21 protein-coding genes are annotated in these 18,616 nt (G+C 31.4%); 8 read left to right on the top strand and 13 right to left on the bottom strand.

What is annotated here, in order from left to right; genetic code table 11:
• The first annotated feature begins 97 nt into the window (after nt 1-97).
• Genes hemA through hemE form a run of 4 tightly spaced genes read left to right on the top strand, consistent with a single transcriptional unit; the run spans nt 98 to nt 4,010 of the window.
• On the top strand, nt 98-1,384 hold the full coding sequence (gene hemA / locus RSC72_RS11465; RefSeq protein WP_332544376.1) for a glutamyl-tRNA reductase: 1,287 nt from the start codon (nt 98-100) through the stop codon (nt 1,382-1,384).
• 7 nt (nt 1,385-1,391) lie between these two features.
• Nucleotides 1,392-2,318, top strand: coding sequence for a hydroxymethylbilane synthase (gene hemC, locus RSC72_RS11460; protein WP_332544375.1), 927 nt, complete (start codon nt 1,392-1,394; stop codon nt 2,316-2,318).
• On the top strand, nt 2,318-2,995 hold the full coding sequence (locus RSC72_RS11455; protein WP_332544374.1) for a uroporphyrinogen-III synthase: 678 nt from the start codon (nt 2,318-2,320) through the stop codon (nt 2,993-2,995). The genes hemC and RSC72_RS11455 overlap by 1 nt, the downstream gene beginning before the upstream one ends.
• Nucleotides 2,982-4,010: a uroporphyrinogen decarboxylase gene (gene hemE, locus RSC72_RS11450; protein WP_332544372.1), complete on the top strand. Its 1,029-nt coding sequence runs from the start codon at nt 2,982-2,984 to the stop codon at nt 4,008-4,010. The genes RSC72_RS11455 and hemE overlap by 14 nt, the downstream gene beginning before the upstream one ends.
• Nucleotides 4,011-4,061: 51 nt before the next feature.
• Here hemE and RSC72_RS11445 read toward each other — a convergent pair whose 3' ends face one another.
• Entirely contained in the window at nt 4,062-4,847 is a 786-nt protein-coding gene (locus RSC72_RS11445) for a hypothetical protein (RefSeq protein WP_332578516.1), read from the bottom strand.
• Between the two features lie 175 nt (nt 4,848-5,022).
• On the opposite strand from RSC72_RS11445, the gene RSC72_RS11440 reads away from it, so the two are divergent.
• Nucleotides 5,023-5,799 carry a superoxide dismutase gene (locus RSC72_RS11440; RefSeq protein WP_332546044.1) on the top strand — a complete coding sequence of 259 codons (777 nt, stop codon included), beginning with the start codon at nt 5,023-5,025 and terminating at the stop codon, nt 5,797-5,799.
• A 79-nt stretch (nt 5,800-5,878) separates the two neighbouring features.
• On the opposite strand, the gene RSC72_RS11435 is transcribed toward RSC72_RS11440, so the two are convergent.
• The 10 genes from RSC72_RS11435 to RSC72_RS11390 form a co-directional block, all read right to left on the bottom strand.
• Nucleotides 5,879-6,202 (bottom strand): T9SS type A sorting domain-containing protein, encoded by a 324-nt coding sequence (locus RSC72_RS11435; protein WP_332546042.1) that lies wholly within the window; start codon nt 6,200-6,202, stop codon nt 5,879-5,881.
• Between the two features lie 128 nt (nt 6,203-6,330).
• Nucleotides 6,331-7,155 (bottom strand): translation elongation factor Ts, encoded by an 825-nt coding sequence (gene tsf / locus RSC72_RS11430; protein WP_332546041.1) that lies wholly within the window; start codon nt 7,153-7,155, stop codon nt 6,331-6,333.
• Nucleotides 7,156-7,270: 115 nt separating this feature from the next.
• Nucleotides 7,271-8,017: a 30S ribosomal protein S2 gene (gene rpsB, locus RSC72_RS11425; protein ID WP_332578515.1), complete on the bottom strand. Its 747-nt coding sequence runs from the start codon at nt 8,015-8,017 to the stop codon at nt 7,271-7,273.
• 124 nt (nt 8,018-8,141) lie between these two features.
• On the bottom strand, nt 8,142-8,528 hold the full coding sequence (gene rpsI, locus RSC72_RS11420) for a 30S ribosomal protein S9 (protein WP_332546040.1): 387 nt from the start codon (nt 8,526-8,528) through the stop codon (nt 8,142-8,144).
• Nucleotides 8,529-8,537: 9 nt separating this feature from the next.
• A complete protein-coding gene (rplM, locus tag RSC72_RS11415; protein ID WP_332578514.1) occupies nt 8,538-8,993 on the bottom strand; it encodes a 50S ribosomal protein L13 in 456 nt (151 codons plus the stop codon).
• Nucleotides 8,994-9,169: 176 nt separating this feature from the next.
• Nucleotides 9,170-10,030 carry a fumarylacetoacetate hydrolase family protein gene (locus tag RSC72_RS11410; RefSeq protein WP_332546037.1) on the bottom strand — a complete coding sequence of 287 codons (861 nt, stop codon included), beginning with the start codon at nt 10,028-10,030 and terminating at the stop codon, nt 9,170-9,172.
• 123 nt (nt 10,031-10,153) lie between these two features.
• Nucleotides 10,154-11,293: an acyl-CoA dehydrogenase family protein gene (locus RSC72_RS11405; RefSeq protein WP_332546035.1), complete on the bottom strand. Its 1,140-nt coding sequence runs from the start codon at nt 11,291-11,293 to the stop codon at nt 10,154-10,156.
• Between the two features lie 30 nt (nt 11,294-11,323).
• A complete protein-coding gene (gene porT, locus RSC72_RS11400; RefSeq protein WP_332546033.1) occupies nt 11,324-12,094 on the bottom strand; it encodes a type IX secretion/gliding motility protein PorT/SprT in 771 nt (256 codons plus the stop codon).
• Between the two features lie 26 nt (nt 12,095-12,120).
• Nucleotides 12,121-12,861, bottom strand: a complete 741-nt coding sequence (ubiE, locus tag RSC72_RS11395; protein ID WP_332546032.1) for a bifunctional demethylmenaquinone methyltransferase/2-methoxy-6-polyprenyl-1,4-benzoquinol methylase UbiE — start codon at nt 12,859-12,861, stop codon at nt 12,121-12,123.
• A gap of 25 nt (nt 12,862-12,886) precedes the next feature.
• Nucleotides 12,887-13,450 (bottom strand): hypothetical protein, encoded by a 564-nt coding sequence (locus RSC72_RS11390; protein WP_332546031.1) that lies wholly within the window; start codon nt 13,448-13,450, stop codon nt 12,887-12,889.
• A gap of 123 nt (nt 13,451-13,573) precedes the next feature.
• Here RSC72_RS11390 and RSC72_RS11385 point away from each other — a divergent pair, with 123 nt between their 5' ends.
• Both RSC72_RS11385 and aroC read left to right on the top strand, forming a co-directional pair.
• The gene (locus tag RSC72_RS11385; RefSeq protein ID WP_332546029.1) at nt 13,574-14,647 is read left to right on the top strand and encodes a 3-oxoacyl-ACP synthase III family protein; all 1,074 of its coding nucleotides are present in this window, start codon (nt 13,574-13,576) and stop codon (nt 14,645-14,647) included.
• An 8-nt stretch (nt 14,648-14,655) separates the two neighbouring features.
• On the top strand, nt 14,656-15,714 hold the full coding sequence (gene aroC / locus RSC72_RS11380; protein WP_442878322.1) for a chorismate synthase: 1,059 nt from the start codon (nt 14,656-14,658) through the stop codon (nt 15,712-15,714).
• Between the two features lie 145 nt (nt 15,715-15,859).
• On the opposite strand, the gene RSC72_RS11375 is transcribed toward aroC, so the two are convergent.
• Nucleotides 15,860-16,537 (bottom strand): LytR/AlgR family response regulator transcription factor, encoded by a 678-nt coding sequence (locus RSC72_RS11375; RefSeq protein WP_332546028.1) that lies wholly within the window; start codon nt 16,535-16,537, stop codon nt 15,860-15,862.
• The gene (locus RSC72_RS11370; RefSeq protein WP_332546026.1) at nt 16,524-17,597 is read right to left on the bottom strand and encodes a sensor histidine kinase; all 1,074 of its coding nucleotides are present in this window, start codon (nt 17,595-17,597) and stop codon (nt 16,524-16,526) included. Before RSC72_RS11370 ends, RSC72_RS11375 begins: the two co-directional genes overlap by 14 nt.
• Before the next feature lie 141 nt (nt 17,598-17,738).
• Here RSC72_RS11370 and RSC72_RS11365 point away from each other — a divergent pair, with 141 nt between their 5' ends.
• On the top strand, nt 17,739-18,563 hold the full coding sequence (locus tag RSC72_RS11365) for a DUF5694 domain-containing protein (protein WP_332546025.1): 825 nt from the start codon (nt 17,739-17,741) through the stop codon (nt 18,561-18,563).
• Nucleotides 18,564-18,616: the final 53 nt, after the last annotated feature.

Genomic DNA, 18,616 nt, shown 5'->3' with positions numbered 1-18,616 from the left:
TGGTTTACACACAAATATAAAACATTAATTTATAATAATTCTAAAAAAGGATAGTTTAATTTTTAGCGTTATTTTTTCTTTTTAAAGTTATTTTCACATGGGTTTTGAAAGTACTTTTGTATCAGTATTTGAAGAAATGACAATTAAAGGAAACAAAACGGAAGAAAAATTTTACGCAATCGGAATCAGTTATGAGAAAGCTGACGCTGTAACGCGAGGTAAATTTACATTTTTTCCGGAACAAGTAGCTACGTTTGCAGAAGATTCTAAATCAAATGGTTTAGAAAACTTTTTTGTTGTATCAACTTGTAATCGTACTGAGTTTTATGGTTTTGCAGAAAATGATGATCAAATCGTGGAGCAATATTGTAAATACACAGAAGGTAATGCAGAGGAATTCCGTCAGTTTATGATGGTAAAAGAGGGAGAAGAAGCGATTAATCATTTATTCCGAGTTTCTTCGGGATTAGAAAGTCAGATTTTAGGTGATTTTGATATCATCGGACAAATCAAAATTTGGTTTTCTCGTTTCAAAAAACAAGGCGCATCAAATGCTTTTTTAGAACGTTTGGTAAACACAGCAATCCAAATTAGTAAAAAAGTGAAGAACGAAACTTTTTTGAGTAATGGTTCTGCATCTGTCGCTTATTCTGCGGTTAATTTTATACAAGCAACACAAGGAAACTTGGTCGACAAAAATATTTTGTTGTACGGAATTGGTAAAATTGGTCGTAATACGTGTGCTAATTTGGTAAAACATTATCCAAATACAAACATTACACTTATCAATCGTACCAAAGAAAAAGCAGATGTTCTTGGTCTTAAATACGATATTACAGTAAAAGATCACAGCGAATTAAAAGAGGAGTTACAAAAAACCGATATTTTAATTGTTGCAACAGGCGCAGGAAGTTATACGGTTACAGAAGATATGATTCCGTTTGACAAAGAAATGACAATCATCGATATGTCAGTTCCAGAAAACGTAATTCACACATTGGCTTCTCGCGAAACAATTCAGTTGGTAAATGTAGACGGATTATCAAAAATGGTAGACGATACAATTGCTCAACGTCGTAACGCAATTCCAGAGGCTTTAGCAATTATAGATGAACATTCTTCAGAATTTTATGAATGGTTAGAAACCAGAGAATTGGTTCCTGCGATTCAATCTTTCAAAGATAGATTAGACTTTTTTCAAGAATTTGCATTAAATAATTTGAAAAAAGATAATGTAAACATCGACGAAAATGAAACAATTTTAACTGAAAAAGTAATTCAAAAAATTACCAATCAATTTGCATCTTATTTGATCGAAAATAAAGAAAGTGCAGACGAAACGATTCAGTTAATAGAGAAAATGTTTCATTTAAAACAAGCTTAATACAATCATGAAAACGATAAGAATTGGTACACGTCAAAGTCCATTAGCACTTTGGCAAGCCAATAAAGTTGCTTCTATTCTTGAGGCAAGAGGTCACGAAACAGAAATTGTTGCAATAACTTCTGAAGGCGATGATAATCTAAAACAACCCATTTATTCTTTAGGTTTAACGGGCGTTTTTACACGTTCTTTGGACATTGCTTTGCTAAATGATAAGGTAGACATTGCCGTACATTCGTTAAAAGATGTACCAACCGTTTTACCCGAAACCTTAGCGTTGATTGCTTATCCGGAGCGTGCAAGTTCGGCGGATATTTTGGTGTACAAATCAGAAGAAATTTTTGAAAAAGAACACCGTATTATCGCAACTGGATCTTTGCGTCGTAAAGCATTCTGGAATCATAAATATCCTAACGATACAATTGTAGATTTACGTGGAAACGTACAATTGCGTTTACAAAAATTACAAGATAATACAGATTGGGACGGAGCTGTTTTTGCTATGGCAGGATTAGATCGTTCGGAAATTTTGAATGAATTGGCTGAAAAAGGTCTTCATTATAAAATTATTGATTGGATGATTGCCGCACCATCACAAGGAATTTTAGGAATTGTTGCGAAAGAAGGTTTTGATTTGAATGAGATTAATAATCATCAATGTGAACTTTTTGCAACAGTAGAACGTCAATTCCTTAATGTATTAGAAGGTGGTTGTACAGCACCAATTGGAGCATTAGTAGAACAAATTGATGAAGAAAATTACTCGTTCAAAGGAGCAATTTTATCAATTGATGGACAAGAGATGATTTCAATAGAAAGACAATTCAAAGCAGATGAATATTTGACAAAAGGTCGAGAATTTGCTGAAGAATGTATTGCGCAAGGTGCTGCAAAAATGATTGAAGAAATTAAAAAAGAAATTGGAGCGAAATAGTGCGAACGAAAGTTTTATTTACTAAGTCAATTTCTCCTGAAATCCTTGAAAAAGAATTTGGAGCTGATGTAAAAGTAGTTTGCAAACCAACTTTACAAATCGAATTGACTTCGAAGAATGAAATAGCTGAGCAAATTGATTATTCAGTTAATCAATTCATCGTGACGAGTCAAAATACAGTAAATGCCATTCAGGATTTGAATTTGAATGGTCATTTTTTTGTTGTAGGTCAAAAAACAGCGGAAAAATTGAAAGTGCAGAACAGAGAAGTTATTTTGATTGAAGATTATGCAGAAGATTTAGCAAAACAGTTGATTTCGGGAAAATATAATTCGAAATGGAATTTTTTGTGTGGCGCTTCTCGTCGAGATTTGTTGGTAGATGAATTATCGAAAGTTAATCATGAAGTCAATCAAATTATCACTTATCATTCAAAACAAATTAAATATAAATTGAATGAAACTTTTGATGTTTATGCTTTTTTCAGTCCATTGTCGTTCAAAGCTTTTCATCAAGAAAATGAAATTTCAGAAAGTTCACGTATTTTTACAATCGGAAATACAACAACTTCTGCGATACAAGAAGTTTATCCAAACTATACAATTATAACTGCAAAAACGCCTTTGGTGGAAGTAGTTATCGAAAATATAAAAGAATACATCAATGATAAAAAATGATTTGCTTTTAAAAGCATTGAGAGGAGAGGAAGTAGAGCGTCCGCCAGTGTGGATGATGCGCCAAGCGGGAAGATATTTACCAGAGTTTATCGAATTAAGAGATAAATATGATTTCTTTACACGTTGTCAAACGCCAGAATTAGCGGCTGAAATTACAGTTCAACCAATTCGTCGTTTTCCTTTGGATGCAGCAATTATCTTTTCGGATATTTTGGTTGTTCCACAAGCAATGGGAATGAATTTTGAGATGAAACCTGGCGTTGGTCCATGGTTAGAAAATCCTATTCGTACTGCTGCAGATGTAGAAAAAGTATATATTCCTGATGTTGAAGAAGAGTTAGGATACGTATATGCGGCGATGGATATTACAAAAAAAGAGTTGGACGATAAAATTCCATTGATTGGTTTTGCAGGTTCTCCTTGGACGTTGTTGTGTTATGCTGTAGAAGGGCAAGGTTCTAAATCTTTTGATAAAGCGAAAGGTTTTTGTTTCCAAAATCCAATTGCGGCGCATCAATTATTAGAAAAAATAACACAAACTACGATTCAATATTTATTGAAAAAAGTAGAACATGGCGCAAATGTTATTCAGATTTTTGATTCTTGGGGTGGAATGTTATCGCCAAAAGATTATGATGAATTTTCTTGGAAATACATCGAGCAAATTGTAAACGAAGTTTCTAAAGTTGTTCCTGTAACCGTTTTTGCAAAAGGTTGTTGGTTTGCTTTAGAAAAAATGGCCGATTCTAAAGCTTCTGCTTTGGGAGTTGATTGGACAATTACGCCACAATTAGCGCGTGAGTTTACAGGTTTCAAAAAGACATTACAAGGTAATTTTGATCCTTCTCGTTTGTTATCGCCACCAGAAACAATACAAGCAATGGTAAAAGAAATGATTGACGATTTTGGTACATATAAGTATATTGCCAATCTTGGTCACGGAATTTTACCGAATATTCCAGTAGAAAATGCACAAGCTTTTATAGAAGCTGTTGTAAATTATAAGAAAGCTTAAATTAATTTGAGCAACACAAAAAAATCCGAAGATTATTCTTCGGATTTTTTGTTATTTTTTATACTTATCTTCAAGCATAATTATATAATCATATAAACTATTTTTTAATTCAGGATTAGCATCAGAATAAGTATTAACCCACTTATTGTAATTTTTATATATTTTTTTATCTGATTTGTAATATTTACCAGTTATGAATCTTATATACTCTAACTCATCTGAATCATAATTCATTCTTATTTTTGCTTCTAATAAATTCATTCTATCATAATAATCCATAAAGTTGACTTTAGAATTGTCATTTATTTTATTTATCTGATTTTCAAATTTTCTAAATTCACCTTTTATATTATCTTTTAACTTAGTTAAATTACTAAAGACTAGAATTTCTTTATTTGATATTTTATGTAATATTAATTTATCATCTTTTATATTAACTATAAAATACATTTCTGTAATATTATCAATTGTAATGATTAAGGAGTTATTATCAACAATATATTCATAATGACATTTTTTTACAATTCCATTTGTAGTTATTAATAAATCGTTATTAGATCTAAAAGTGTATATAATATTATTATTTTCTTCCAAATACCAATTAGAACCTATTAAATATGAATTTGATATTTTAATTTCAGTATTTTTTTTGAAACTTCTAACCTCTAATTTGATTTTATCATTAATATTTTCAGCATTATTTTTTAAATTTTTAGTACCTAATTTGATTTTCTCTTTTATGATTTGATTAATTTCTTCTTCTTTTTTAGATTTAAAAATTTTATAAAGTAAAATAAGAATACAAATTAAAAATATTATTGAAACTATTTCTTCCATTTTTTTATTGTTATAGAATTAATTGAATCAAATATACAAACAAATTACCTTTATTGATTTAGATGATAATCTCCATTTTAACAGAAAATTAAAAGAAATGAATTTTATATTCGATAGTTTTAGTATATTTTAGTAGAATATTAGATATTTTAAATTTAAACTACGTAGACATAATATGAAAAAGGGTATGTTATTAATGTCTGTAATAGGTGTGTTATTTTTTGCGCAATCTTGTGATGCGAAGAAAGATGCAGCTACTACAACAAGTAATGAAACTGTGAAAATGGATACAGTAAAGTCGGAAGTACCAGTAGGAAATCCGACTGATGTGAAAGCTGATCCAGGTACTTTTCAAATCAAACCGTTGAAATATGGTTATGATGAATTGAATGAATACATTGATGCTAAAACAATGGAAATTCATTATTCTAAACATTATTTAGGCTATATCAACAAACTGAATGTGGCATTAAAAGAATCAAATATAAAATCGAATGATATTGTAGAGATTCTGAAAACATTGGATATGAAAAATGGTGCGTTACGCAATAATGCGGGAGGTTACTATAATCACATGCTATATTTTGATATCATGTCACCAACGCCACAAAAAGCGCCTACAGGAGATCTTAAAACGAAGATTGATGCTACTTTTGGTTCAACAGAAGAATTAATGAAGCAATTGGATGATGCAGGAGCAAAACGTTTTGGTTCTGGTTGGGCTTGGTTGGTTGTAAAAGCGGACGGAAGTTTGGCGGTTACAAGTACAGCAAATCAAGATAATCCATTGATGCCAGGTGCGGAGGTTGCTGGAACACCAATTTTAGGAATTGATGTTTGGGAACATGCTTATTATCTGAAATATCAAAACAAACGTGATGAGTATTTGAAAGCTTTTAACAGTGTTTTGGATTGGAAACAAGTAGAAGAAAACTATAGAAAGGCAAAATAGTTTTTTGATCGTTTATAAATATAAAAAAAAGCTTCTCAAAAAAATTGAGAAGCTTTTTTTTATGATCTAAATCTAGAATTTAATTTTTTATCAGAGATTGTGTCTCTGTTGTTCCATCATCATTAAAAACGCGTACAATATATTTTCCTTTTTTCAGGTTTTGTATATTAAAATTTACACGTACTGTCCCGTCCATCTTTTTATTCACTACCTCATTTCCGATAATAGAATATATCGAAACCGAACTAACTTTAGTTGGATTATCAAATTTTATTGTAAATGTAGAACTTGCAGGGTTAGGATAAATACTAACACTGGCCTTATCTTGATCAAATCGAGATTGGGCTGTAGCAGTTCCAATTGTAAATAAAAAGAAAGATATAATAAGTATAATGTTTTTCATAAGCCTCTAATCCTAACAAATATAAAAATAAAATTTTATAATACCAATCATTTCAAAACTTATACCAAATAAAAAAGTGATGCTAAAATTAGCATCACTTTATGATATATAGTTAACTTTTTAACTTATTATAAGCTGTAACGGATAAATCCTGTAACTTTTAAATCAGCGTTAACTGCTTTTACTACATCTTGAATAGAAGTTTTTCCATCTTTGATAGAAGCTTGGTGAACTAAAGTATTCTCTTTGAAGAATTTTTGTAATTTACCTTGAGCAATATTTTCGATCATGTTTTCTGGTTTACCTTCAGCAGCTAAAGTTTCTCTAGCGATAGATAATTCAGTGTCAATTACAGATTGTACTACAGATGTTTCATCTAATGCTACTGGGTTCATTGCAGCAACTTGCATAGCAATGTCACGAGCAACTTCAGAAGCACCTTCTACATTAGCAGATAAAGAAACTACTGCACCAATTTTGTTACCAGCGTGGATGTAAGAATTAACGATAGCACCTTCGATTACTTGGAAAGTACCGATTTCGATTTTTTCTCCAATAACACCTGTTTGTTCGATTAATTTTTCACCAACTGTAATTCCAGCGTATGGTAAAGCTAATAATTCTTCTTTAGAATTAACTGTGATAGCTAAATCAGCAATTTCGTTAGCCATAGCAACGAAAGCTTCATTTTTAGCAACGAAGTCAGTCTCACAATTTAAAGCGATAACGATACCTTTAGTTTGGTCACCGTTAACTTTAGCGATAACTGCACCTTCAGAAGAATCACGGTCAGCTCTTTTAGCAGCAACTTTTTGTCCTTGTTTACGTAAAACTTCTACAGCTTTATCAAAATCTCCTGCTGCTTCTTCTAAAGCTTTTTTAGAGTCCATCATTCCCGCACCAGTTGCGTTTCTTAATTTACTTACCTCAGCGGCTGTTGCTTTGTAGCTCATAGTAATATTTTTTATTTTGTTTCTTAATATTTTAAATAAAAGTAGCTCATACACCACAAAGTGGTATAGGAGCTACAATGTATATTATATCGATGAATTGATCATCAAATTAATGTTAAGCTTCTTTAGTTTCAGCTCCTTCTTCTTTATCTTCTTTCGCTTTTTCTTTTTCTGCTTTACGTGTTGATAAACCAGCTTTGATAGAATCAGCTACTGTAGTTAAGATGATATCGATAGATTTAGAAGCATCATCATTTGCAGGGATTGGGAAATCTACTTGACGAGGGTCAGTATTTGTATCCACCATTGCAAAAATTGGAATACCTAATTTTTGTGCTTCAGCTATAGCGATGTGCTCACGTACAATATCAACAATAAAAACTGCAGATGGTAAACGAGTCATATCAGCGATAGAACCTAAGTTTTTCTCTAAAGACAATCTTTGACGATCAACTTGTAATCTTTCTTTTTTAGATAGTGTTTCAAACGTACCGTCTTTTTTCATACGATCGATTGAATTCATTTTTTTAACTGCTTTACGAATAGTAACAAAGTTTGTTAACATTCCACCAGGCCAACGTTCTGTAATATAAGGCATGTTAATTTCTTCAGCATGCTTAGCTACAACATCTTTTGCTTGTTTTTTAGTTGCAACGAAAAGAACTTTACGTCCTGATGCAGCAATTTTTCCCAAAGCTTCAGATGCTTCATCTAATTTCACTGCAGTTTTGTGAAGGTCGATGATGTGGATTCCGTTTTTCTCCATAAAAATATAAGGAGCCATAGCCGGATTCCATTTTCTTGTTAAGTGACCAAAATGCACACCTGCATTTAATAAGTCCTTTACATTTACTTTTGCCATTTTCTTTTTTTTAGTTTACGTTCCGTTATCTCAACAAGCAACAAAGAAGTGGTTGATATAATCTCGCCTTATTTGTTTAGATGCTAAACCAACGGAAAATGGATTTTTTAATAAATTGAAATAATTAACGTTTAGAGAATTGGAATTTCTTACGCGCTTTCTTTTGACCGAATTTCTTACGTTCAACCATACGTGGGTCACGTGTTAATAACCCTTCTGGTTTTAATTGTAAACGAAAATCTGCGTCGATTTCACATAAAGCTCTAGAAATTGCTAAACGAATTGCTTCAGCTTGACCAGTGTTTCCTCCACCAAATACTTTGATATCTACATTGTATTTATCAGTTGTACCTGTAAGTAAAAATGCTTGCTGTACTTTGTATTGTAATACTGCTGTAGGGAAGTAGCTTGCTAACTCGCGTCCGTTAATGAAGATTTCTCCATTACCTTCTTGTAAATATACACGAGCAACAGATGTTTTTCTACGTCCGATTTTATGAACTATTGCCATTGAATAAGATTATAAATATTCGTTAATATCGATTTGTTTTGGTTGTTGAGCTTCGTGATTGTGCTCATTACCAACAAATACATGTAAATTAGTCAATAATTTACTACCTAATTTGTTTTTAGGTAACATTCCTTTGATTGACTTTTCAATTAAGCGTACAGGATCTTTAGCAAAAACTTCTTTTGCAGTTAATGATCTTTGTCCACCTGGGTAACCTGTGTGACGAATGTATAATTTGTCATCCCATTTGTTACCTGTTAATTGAATTTTGTCTGCGTTTAAAACAATAACATAATCTCCACAATCTGCATGAGGAGTAAAGTTTGTTTTGTGCTTCCCTCTAATTAGTTTCGCAACGCCAGAGGCTAAACGACCTAATGATAAGTCAGAAGCGTCCACAACTACCCATTCTTTCTGAGCAGTTTCTTTGTTGGCTGATGTAGTTTTGTAACTTAACGTGTCCACTATCTTGATTTTTAATATTTTATAAATTACCGACAATCCGATCGGGGTGCAAATGTACAAAATGATTCCCTTTTCCCAAAATATTTTTAGGAATTATTCGTCATTTCTACTATTCAGTACCCTGAAACGTATTGTAAAACGTCTGCAAAAATAAGTTAATTAATTGAGAATGCCAATTAATTTTTAGCGAATGGTAAGATTGTTTGTGTTGTAGAACCCAATCCTTCAATACCATACTCAATAACGTCGCCTGGTTTTAACCAAACTTGTGGTGTTTTTCCCATTCCAGATCCTGCAGGAGATCCTGTAGAGATAATGTCTCCTGGTAAGAATGACATAAATTGAGATAGGTAAGAGATTAATTTAGGAATTTGATAAATAAAGTCACTTGTACTTCCATCTTGCATCAATTCACCATTCAATTTTAACCAAATGCGTAAATTATTTACATCTGCTATTTCTTCTTTTGTAGCAATGTATGGCCCTATTGGAGCAAATGTATCGCAACCTTTTCCTTTGTCCCAAGTACCACCGCGTTCTGTTTGGAAAGCGCGTTCTGAGATATCATTAATCAACGCATAACCATATACGTGATTCATTGCCTCTTCTTCTGTAACATTGTTAGCTTTTTTACCAATAACGATACATAATTCTGTTTCCCAATCCATTTTTGTAGATCCATTCGGCTGCATAATTCCGTCTTGTGGACCGTTAAAAGATTGGTTTGCTTTGATAAACATAATTGGTTCTGCTTGTTGCTCTAAACCAGTTTCTTTTACGTGATCATCAAAGTTTAAACCTACACAAACAATTTTACCTGGACGAGTTAAAGGCGCACCTACACGTACACTGTCATCTACTAAAGGTAAACTGTTGATGTTTTGATCAACATATTTTTGTAATGCAATATGCTGTTCATCATTTCCAAAGAAATCTTCGTCATACACAATTCCAGATGCTGAAACATCAAACTTTTTATCATCAATGATGATTCCTGATTTTTCTTGACCTTTTGGTCCGAATCTAAAAATTTTCATCTTCTTTATATTTTTTCCGCCACAAATATACGACGATTACTTTTTGTAATTTTTAAATAAAAAAAGACATCTGTCAGTAACAGATGTCTTGTATAGATAATTAAGTAATGTATTTATTTGAAATTACTTTGCGATACCTCTTGAAATTACAATTTTTTGAATTTCTGAAGTTCCTTCATAAATTTGAGTAATTTTTGCATCACGCATCATACGTTCTACATGGTATTCTCTTACGTAACCATTACCACCGTGTATTTGTACAGCTTCTGTTGCTACATCATTTGCCGTTTGAGAGGCAAATAATTTTGCCATAGCTCCAGAAACAGAAATATCTTTCCCTTCGTCTTTTTCTACAGCAGCTTTAAAACAAAGTAAACGTGACGCAGCAATACTTGTAGCCATATCAGCTAATTTAAATGCAACTGCTTGGTGATTGATAATTTCAGTTTTGAAAGCTTTACGAATTTTTGCGTATTCTAAAGCCAATTCGTAAGCACCTTGTGCAATACCTAAAGCTTGAGATGCAATACCGATACGACCTCCGTTCAAAACATTCATGGCGAATGCAAAACCAAATCCGTCTTCTCCAATACGATTTTCTTTAGGAACTTTAACATCATTAAAAAATAATGAATGTGTATCTGATCCACGAATTCCCATTTTTTGTTCTTTTGGTCCAATTTCAAAACCTTCCCATCCTTTTTCTACAATAAAAGCATTGATACCTTTGTGTCCTTTTTCTGGGTCTGTTTGTGCAATTACTAAATAAGTAGAAGCATTGTTACCATTTGTAATCCAGTTTTTAGTTCCGTTCATTAAATAATAATCTCCCATATCTACAGCAGTAGTTTTTTGAGAAGTTGCATCAGAACCTGCATCTGGTTCTGATAAACAGAATGCACCAATTACTTGTCCTGAAGCTAAAGGAACTAAATATTTTTCTTTTTGTTCTTCGCTACAATATTTTTCCATTCCGGCACAAACTAACGAGTTGTTTACCGACATTACAACAGCTGCAGAAGCATCTACTTTTGCTATTTCTTCCATTGCAATTACATAAGAAACACTATCTAAACCTGATCCTCCATATTTTGGGTCAACCATCATTCCTAAGAATCCTAGTTCTCCCATTTTTTTAACTGCTTCGTAAGGAAATGTAGACGTTTCGTCGCGTTCTATAACTCCTGGTAATAACTCTGCTTTAGCAAAGTCACGAGCAGCTTGTTGAATCATTAATTGCTCTTCTGATAATTGAAAGTTCATGTGATATTTATTTATGGTTTTTTTTTATTTTTATTCAAACTTTAACGAGAATACTAATGCTCTTGTTGATAAAGAGTTTAAACTTCCTGCCCAATATGGTTCAGTAGTTGCTTTATCTGGAACTAATTCGTTATTAAAGAAGAACATTCCTTTTAGTGCTGGTGTAAGTTTGAAACGTTTGAAATAAATTTCTATTCCGATTTCTGCTTGCCAGTTAAAGTTATTGGTTGTTGTTCTAAATAATCCTGTTGCGTTATCGTCTTCTTTGTCTTCGTTAGATTGTAGATTCATAGCATAACCTAAACCTCCTTGTATATAAGGACGTGTATTGAACCAACGATCGCCATGAAAATTTAATAACAAAGGAATTTCGATGTAAGTCGATTTTACTTCACGTTGAACTTTTGTTACATCTGTTGGGTCAATATAATTATTAAAATGTAAAATTCGTTGAGCAAAATGTAAACCTGGTTCAACTTTTAAATCGACGTAATCGTTAACACGCATTCTAGCAATCAATCCAACAGAAAAACCTGCTTTAGATTCTTGGTCAAGATAAACTAATCCGTATTGGTTGACACCATCATCATCTGGTGTTTGTGGTGCGCCAGGTAAAGGATTGTCTTGTGCTTTAGGAACAATCTTATAGCTCATCATATTTGTACCCAAGAAATAACCGAAACTAAACTTTTTTTGGTCTGTTTCTGTTCTGTTTTCACTTCTGTCATTATTTGGACGGAACTGAGCATTTGCTATACTTGCTGCAGCGAATGATAATGCGATTAAAAGATTTTTTCTCATAGACTTTCAACGATTAACAAGCAGTTTTATTTTATACTTTTGTAAATGCTTGCGATACCAAAAGTAAGTTTTTTATCAATAGGTTGATTAAAATTTACATTTTTCAAGATATTTTTCATTTCTTCTCCATGTGGAAAAGCACGTACAGAATCTGGTAAATAGGTATATGCACTTTGATCTTTAGAAACTAATTTACCAATTGCAGGTAATATATTTTTAGAATAAAATGTATACAATTGTTTCATCGGAAATGTTGTAGGATACGAAAATTCTAAGATAACAAAGGTTCCTCCTGGTTTTAAAACGCGGTTAATTTCGGCTAAACCTTTTTCAAGATTTTCAAAATTACGAACACCGAAAGAAACTGTAGCACAATCAAAAGTATTATCCTCGAAAGGTAAATTTTCTGAATCTCCTTGTACCATTGTGATACGATTTTCTAAACCTGCTTCTTTTACTTTTTTACGACCAACATCTAACATACCTGCAGATAAATCTAAACCAGTAATTTTTGCATTGGTATTTTTTCCCATCATAATAGCTAAATCTCCCGTTCCCGTTGCAATGTCTAAAATTGTTTTTGGTTCTGAGGCTTTTACCATTTTGATGACATCTTTTCGCCATTGAATATCAATACCCATAGATAAAACACGATTTAATAAATCATATTTTGGCGAGATATTATCAAACATTTGTTCGACTTGTTTTTTCTTCGTTAATTCCGAAGCTTCGTAAGGTTTTACTGTATCGTGTTGATGATTTGTCATATTGTAAAGTTATAAAATCTAAATTTTATTCGTAATTCTCGAAATAAAATTGTTTAAAATCCTCTTTATTAAAAATCTTTGATAAGTCTGTTGCCTTTTCGCTTCCAGTACTTTTTATAAACATCTTAGGATAATCTTGATCGATGTTATAATAAAAATTTTCGATATATAATTGAGATGATTTTTCTATAATACCCTGATAAACTTTGTTGTCTATTGTAAGGTGATGTGATAAGAAGATAGAATCTTTGTTTTTACGAATACCATAAGGTCGTGTAAATGTAATATATTCTTGTTTTGTAGGATTAATAAAACCGTTGCCACGTGTAATTTCTACTATTGTATCAGTTTTTTTATTATTAAACGTGTAAACAATCTTTGTTTTACCTTTTGGTAGTTCAATTCTTGCTTGTTGCTGAGGAGCAACAGTATAATCTTTATTATTGATGTTAATTGTAATTGTTTGGTTAGATGGATTACCAATAACATAACCATCTTTTTTGTTTAAAAATACATTGTAAAATAAAAAAACCAAAACGGCTAATCCACAAACACTTAAAAGTCCAATTAATGACGGATTTTTTTTCATGCTGCTAAATTAATTATACTTTAGCAATTATGGTATGAGTTAATGCATATTTTTATTTACTATTTTTAATGAAATGCGTAACTTTGCTGCTATTATTTTTTTATAAAGCTGAACAATATTCCTATGATAAACTCTGTAATTACCGGTTCGGGACATTATTTACCAAATAGAATTGTTACGAACGAACATTTTATTGATTATAAATTCTATGACGATAGTGGTGAAATTATAGCTAAAAGTGGCGAAGAAATTACGAGAAAATTTGAAGATATTACAGAAATAAGAGAAAGGAGATACGTAGAAGACGATTTGAACAATTCGGATATCGCAACAAAAGCGGCAAAAATTGCAATCGAAAAAGCTGGTATTGATCCTGAAGAATTAGACTATGTAATTTGTGCACATAATTTTGGAGATATAGATCCAGTTGCGCGTCAAATTGATATTATGCCTTCAATATCTGCAAAGGTAAAACACAATTTAGGAATCAAAAACCTGAAATGTAAACCTTATGATATGACTTTTGGTTGCCCAGGTTGGATAGAATCTTTAATCTTAGCACATCAATTTATACAAGCTAAAATAGCTAAAAAGATTTTGGTTATCGGTTCTGATACTTTATCGAGAGCTGTAGATCCACACGATCGTACCGCTATGATTTTTGCAGATGGAGCAGCAGCTGTTGTACTAGAAGCAAAAGAAGATGAACATAAATACGGAATTCTAAATCATGCAACATTATCATATAATGGAGATGAGATGAATTATTTGGTTAATGGATCATCTTTAAATCCAGATTATGTAGGTTCTATTAAAAATATAAACATGAAAGGACGTAAAGTTTACGAATTCGTGTTAAAAAATGTACCTGCTGCTATCAAAGAATTATTAGACGAATCTTCTTTATCAATTACAGATATCGATAAAATATTATTGCACCAAGCAAATGCAAAAATGGACCATGCAATGATAGAGCGTTTGTATAAATTATATGGAATCGGAATTCCAGAAAATGTAGATCCAATGACTGTACAGTTTTTAGGAAATACATCTGTAGCAACGGTACCAACAATGTTTGATTTAATCAAAGAAAATAAATTAGCACCACATCAATTTCATGCAAACGATAAAATATTGATGGCTTCAGTAGGAGCAAGTATGAATATTAATGCGGTGATTTACCAATTCGATAAATAAAAATAAACGTGAACTCATTCGGAAGATTATATAAAATTTCAACATTTGGCGAAAGTCATGGTATAGCAATTGGTGGTGTAATAGATGGTATTCCAAGCGGAATAACATTAGATTTTGAATGGATTCAAGCTCAATTAGACCGTCGTAAACCAGGGCAGTCTGCAATTGTTACACAACGTAAAGAACCAGATACAGTTCAATTTCTTTCTGGTATTTTTGAAGGAAAAACAACGGGAGCTTCAATTGGTTTTATTATTCCGAATGATAATCAAAAATCTCACGATTACGATCATATCAAAGGTGTTTTTCGTCCATCACATGCAGATTATACATACGAAACTAAATATGGCGTTCGCGACCATAGAGGTGGAGGAAGAACTTCTGCGCGCGAAACTGCAAATTGGGTAGTTGGTGGTGCGGTTGCGAAACATATCATTCCAACAATCAAAATTACAGCTTATGTAAGTAGTATTGGCGAATTGAAATTGGATAATGATTATTCTAAATTAGATTTTTCTAAAATAGAAGAAACACCAGTTCGATGTCCAGATTTGGATATGGCTGAAAAAATGATTGATCGTATCAAAGAAATTCGCAAAGAAGGAAACACGATTGGAGGAGAAGTTACTTGTGTGATACAAAATGTTCCTGTAGGATTGGGAGAACCAATTTTTGATAAATTGCATGCACGTTTAGGACAAGCAATGATGTCGATAAACGCTGTAAAAGGTTTTGAATACGGCGAAGGTTTTGCTTCAACTAAAATGACAGGTTCTGAAATGAACGATCAATTTAACCAAGACGGAACAACAAAAACCAATTATTCTGGTGGAATACAAGGTGGAGTTTCGAATGGAATGGATATTTATTTCAAAGTAGCTTTCAAGCCAGTTGCGACATTAATGCAAGCGCAAACAACTTTGAATGCTGATGGCGAAATGGTAGAAATGCACGGAAAAGGTCGTCACGATCCATCTGTTGTACCAAGAGCTGTACCAATTGTAGAAAGTTTAGCTGCGATGGTTTTGGCTGACATGACGCTGATACAACGTACAAGAAATATATAAAAAATGAAATCCGTTCTCAGAAGAACGGATTTTTTATTGATTGTCATTCTGAGCTTGTCGAAGAATTTTTATATAAATAGTATACAATCAGATTTCTCGATAAACTCGAAATGACACTTACATTATTTTTTGGATTAATTATTAATCAACCAAAATCTTTAATATCCTTTCTATATGTTTCGCCAATCGGAATTATTTTCTGATTCAGATACACAGAATTTCCATCAATAGAAGTTAAAAAATCAAGGTTAATAATATATGAACGATGAATTCGCTTGAAGTTTATGGGTAATTTATTTTCAAAAGATTTCATCGTTTCTAAAACCATAATCTTTTCGTTTTTGGTATGAATTCGGATATAATCTTTCAGACCTTCTACATAAATTAAGTCCGAAAAATTAATTTTAACCTGCTTTCCATCTGCTTTTACAAATAAATAGGAAGCCGAATTTGTTACTTGTTGAGCAAAAAGTTCTGTGTATTTTTTTACAGCCAAATCAAATCGTTCTTTTGTGATTGGTTTCAATAAATAATCAATCACATGAAAATTAAAACTCTCTAACGCGTAATTTGGATAAGCAGTTGTTACAATAAATTTTTGCGATTTATCAAGAATTTTCATCAATTGAATTCCTGTTAATTCTGGCATTTGTATATCCGTAAAAATAACTTCAACTTTATTATTTTTTAGGAAATCTATTGCTTCAAAAACTTCGGTTGTGGCAAATAAAACATTCAAATTTTCGTTTTCGGAAGCGTGTTTTTTTAGTAATTCTACAGCCAAAGGCTCATCATCTAAAATAATACAATTAATTTTCGGCATTAATAGGAAATTTTAAATAAATATAAAACGTTTCGTAATTATTTTTGATTTCAAATTGATAATTATTTCCAAAATAATGATTTAATCTTCGCTTCAAATTTGTTAAACCAATTCCAGAAATTTCATCTTTTTGATGTTGATTAATTTTATTCTCAACAGAAATTTCAACAAAAGTTGGAGTAGACTTTATATTGATTAAAATGGGAGTTTCCTCTTTTTTTACAATTCCATGTTTGATTGCATTTTCTATTAAAGGCGACAAAATATAGGGATGAATTTGTGCTGAATTATTTTCTATTTCGATGTTTTTGTTGATGTAAAAATTATCACCATAACGAATTTGTTCTAAAGCTAAATACTGATTGATGTAATCAATCTCGTTCTTAATTTCAATTTTATCTTTATTGGTTTCGTATGTTGTAAAACGCATAATAGCACTTAGATTTTCGATTGCTTTCAACGATTTATCCGAATTTATACTTACCAAACTGTAAATGTTATTTAGTGTATTAAACAAAAAATGTGGATTAATCTGTGCTTTCAAAAATTTGATTTCAGCATCATTTTTTTCTTGTTCAATTGCTATATTTTGTTGTAATGTTTTGATTAAATGGATCATTGACCATAAGAAAATTGTGATAAAAATAATGCTAGTGCCGTAATATAAATTCTCGAAAGCATATTCCCATAAAGGTGTTTTTTCGTGGTAGTTGACGATTCCGAATAGCAAATCTGTTATTATTTGTTCTATTGAATAACGAACAAGTATAAATGTTAAGAACGAAAAGAAAATAAGTAACAAGGTTTTTTTCCAATTTCTGAAGTTAAATAGTTTTGGAAGAATGAAGAAATAAATAATAGAAAATGTAATCATTTCTACAAAAAACATTGTAATACCAAATAATTGATTGTTTTCCTTTACAAGAACAATAGGTATGCTTGTTTCTTTACTGTACTTAATTCTTATGAAATAAAATAAAGTATAAACGATCCAAAAAATAATCAGTATAATCAATTCTTTTGTTTTGGAAAGTGATGGTAAATGATTTTTTTGATCCATTGAAATTAGTTTTTGTAAAAGTAGTTCGATTATTTTTTCGATTAATTAAGATTCGTCGATTATTAGGATGTGTTCGTCGATAAATAATGGCTGAAAATGTAAGATTGATTGAAATTTGAATCAAAATTAAACATATATAAAATGAAAAATTTATTTATTACAATCGTTACAGTTCTTAGTTCAATCAATTTATCAGCGCAAACAAAATTCAATTTTCAAACAAAATTTGATGATGCAATTCCAGTTCTTAATATGGGAACATTTCACATGGGATATACGCCAGATGCAAGCACGACTGAATTTGACGAGAATAATCAAGATAATATTCGCCAAATACATGAAATTGCAAAGCAGATTGCAGCTTTTAAACCTACAATTATTTTAGTAGAACAAAATCCTTCTCGTAATAAAATGTTGAATAAACTTTTTCAAGATTATTTACTTGATCCTAAAATGAAGTTTGAAAACCCGAATGAAGTCGAATTATTGGCTTATGAAGTTGGTAGATTAAGCGGATCGAAGAAGATTTACGGAATTAATTATCAAGAAGATTATCTTTATATGCTTGGAGATTTGTTGAAAGAGCAAGATGATTCGACTACATTCAAAAAATACATCGAAATGATGCGAAGTAATGAAACAAAAAATGGTATAACAAAAAAGGAGGTGAAGTTAAAAGAGTTATTACAATATTATAATCAACCAGATTTTTTAGATTTTTCTGTTGCAGTTAATGCAGATATGTTAACAACGGTTTCGTATAAAAAATATCCAATAGGTGCGGAGCAAGCAGCAAAATATTACCACAGAAATCTAGCTATGTTTTCTAATATGAACAATGTTCCAATTACCAAAGATGATCGTGTTTTTGTATTAATGGGAGCTACACATACTGCATTCTTCAAAGATTTTTTGAGACGATCACCAAAATTTAAAGAAGTAAATACATTAGATTATATAAAGTAATGACTAGTCCTGAAAAATAGATACATTTTTTCAGTGATTAAAAATACATAAAT

Source organism: Algoriella sp. (assembly GCF_036647415.1).
In the GTDB taxonomy this organism is placed as follows: domain Bacteria; phylum Bacteroidota; class Bacteroidia; order Flavobacteriales; family Weeksellaceae; genus Empedobacter.
The sequence above is the reverse complement of the archived record's forward strand: the minus strand, read 5'-3'. Positions and strand labels throughout refer to the sequence as shown.

Excerpts from the sequence above, each read along its gene's own strand:
- ubiE (WP_332546032.1), bottom strand. The coding sequence starts at position 12,861 with ATGACAAATCATCAACACGATACAGTAAAACCTTACGAAGCTTCGGAA.
- RSC72_RS11390 (WP_332546031.1), bottom strand. The coding sequence starts at position 13,450 with ATGAAAAAAAATCCGTCATTAATTGGACTTTTAAGTGTTTGTGGATTA.
- RSC72_RS11435 (WP_332546042.1), bottom strand. The coding sequence starts at position 6,202 with ATGAAAAACATTATACTTATTATATCTTTCTTTTTATTTACAATTGGA.
- hemA (WP_332544376.1), top strand. The coding sequence starts at position 98 with ATGGGTTTTGAAAGTACTTTTGTATCAGTATTTGAAGAAATGACAATT.
- RSC72_RS11365 (WP_332546025.1), top strand. The coding sequence starts at position 17,739 with ATGAAAAATTTATTTATTACAATCGTTACAGTTCTTAGTTCAATCAAT.
- hemE (WP_332544372.1), top strand. The coding sequence starts at position 2,982 with ATGATAAAAAATGATTTGCTTTTAAAAGCATTGAGAGGAGAGGAAGTA.
- RSC72_RS11410 (WP_332546037.1), bottom strand. The coding sequence starts at position 10,030 with ATGAAAATTTTTAGATTCGGACCAAAAGGTCAAGAAAAATCAGGAATC.
- RSC72_RS11405 (WP_332546035.1), bottom strand. The coding sequence starts at position 11,293 with ATGAACTTTCAATTATCAGAAGAGCAATTAATGATTCAACAAGCTGCT.
- RSC72_RS11375 (WP_332546028.1), bottom strand. The coding sequence starts at position 16,537 with ATGCCGAAAATTAATTGTATTATTTTAGATGATGAGCCTTTGGCTGTA.
- porT (WP_332546033.1), bottom strand. The coding sequence starts at position 12,094 with ATGAGAAAAAATCTTTTAATCGCATTATCATTCGCTGCAGCAAGTATA.
- RSC72_RS11370 (WP_332546026.1), bottom strand. The coding sequence starts at position 17,597 with ATGGATCAAAAAAATCATTTACCATCACTTTCCAAAACAAAAGAATTG.
- RSC72_RS11385 (WP_332546029.1), top strand. The coding sequence starts at position 13,574 with ATGATAAACTCTGTAATTACCGGTTCGGGACATTATTTACCAAATAGA.
- RSC72_RS11440 (WP_332546044.1), top strand. The coding sequence starts at position 5,023 with ATGAAAAAGGGTATGTTATTAATGTCTGTAATAGGTGTGTTATTTTTT.
- hemC (WP_332544375.1), top strand. The coding sequence starts at position 1,392 with ATGAAAACGATAAGAATTGGTACACGTCAAAGTCCATTAGCACTTTGG.
- rpsI (WP_332546040.1), bottom strand. The coding sequence starts at position 8,528 with ATGGCAATAGTTCATAAAATCGGACGTAGAAAAACATCTGTTGCTCGT.
- tsf (WP_332546041.1), bottom strand. The coding sequence starts at position 7,155 with ATGAGCTACAAAGCAACAGCCGCTGAGGTAAGTAAATTAAGAAACGCA.
- rpsB (WP_332578515.1), bottom strand. The coding sequence starts at position 8,017 with ATGGCAAAAGTAAATGTAAAGGACTTATTAAATGCAGGTGTGCATTTT.
- RSC72_RS11445 (WP_332578516.1), bottom strand. The coding sequence starts at position 4,847 with ATGGAAGAAATAGTTTCAATAATATTTTTAATTTGTATTCTTATTTTA.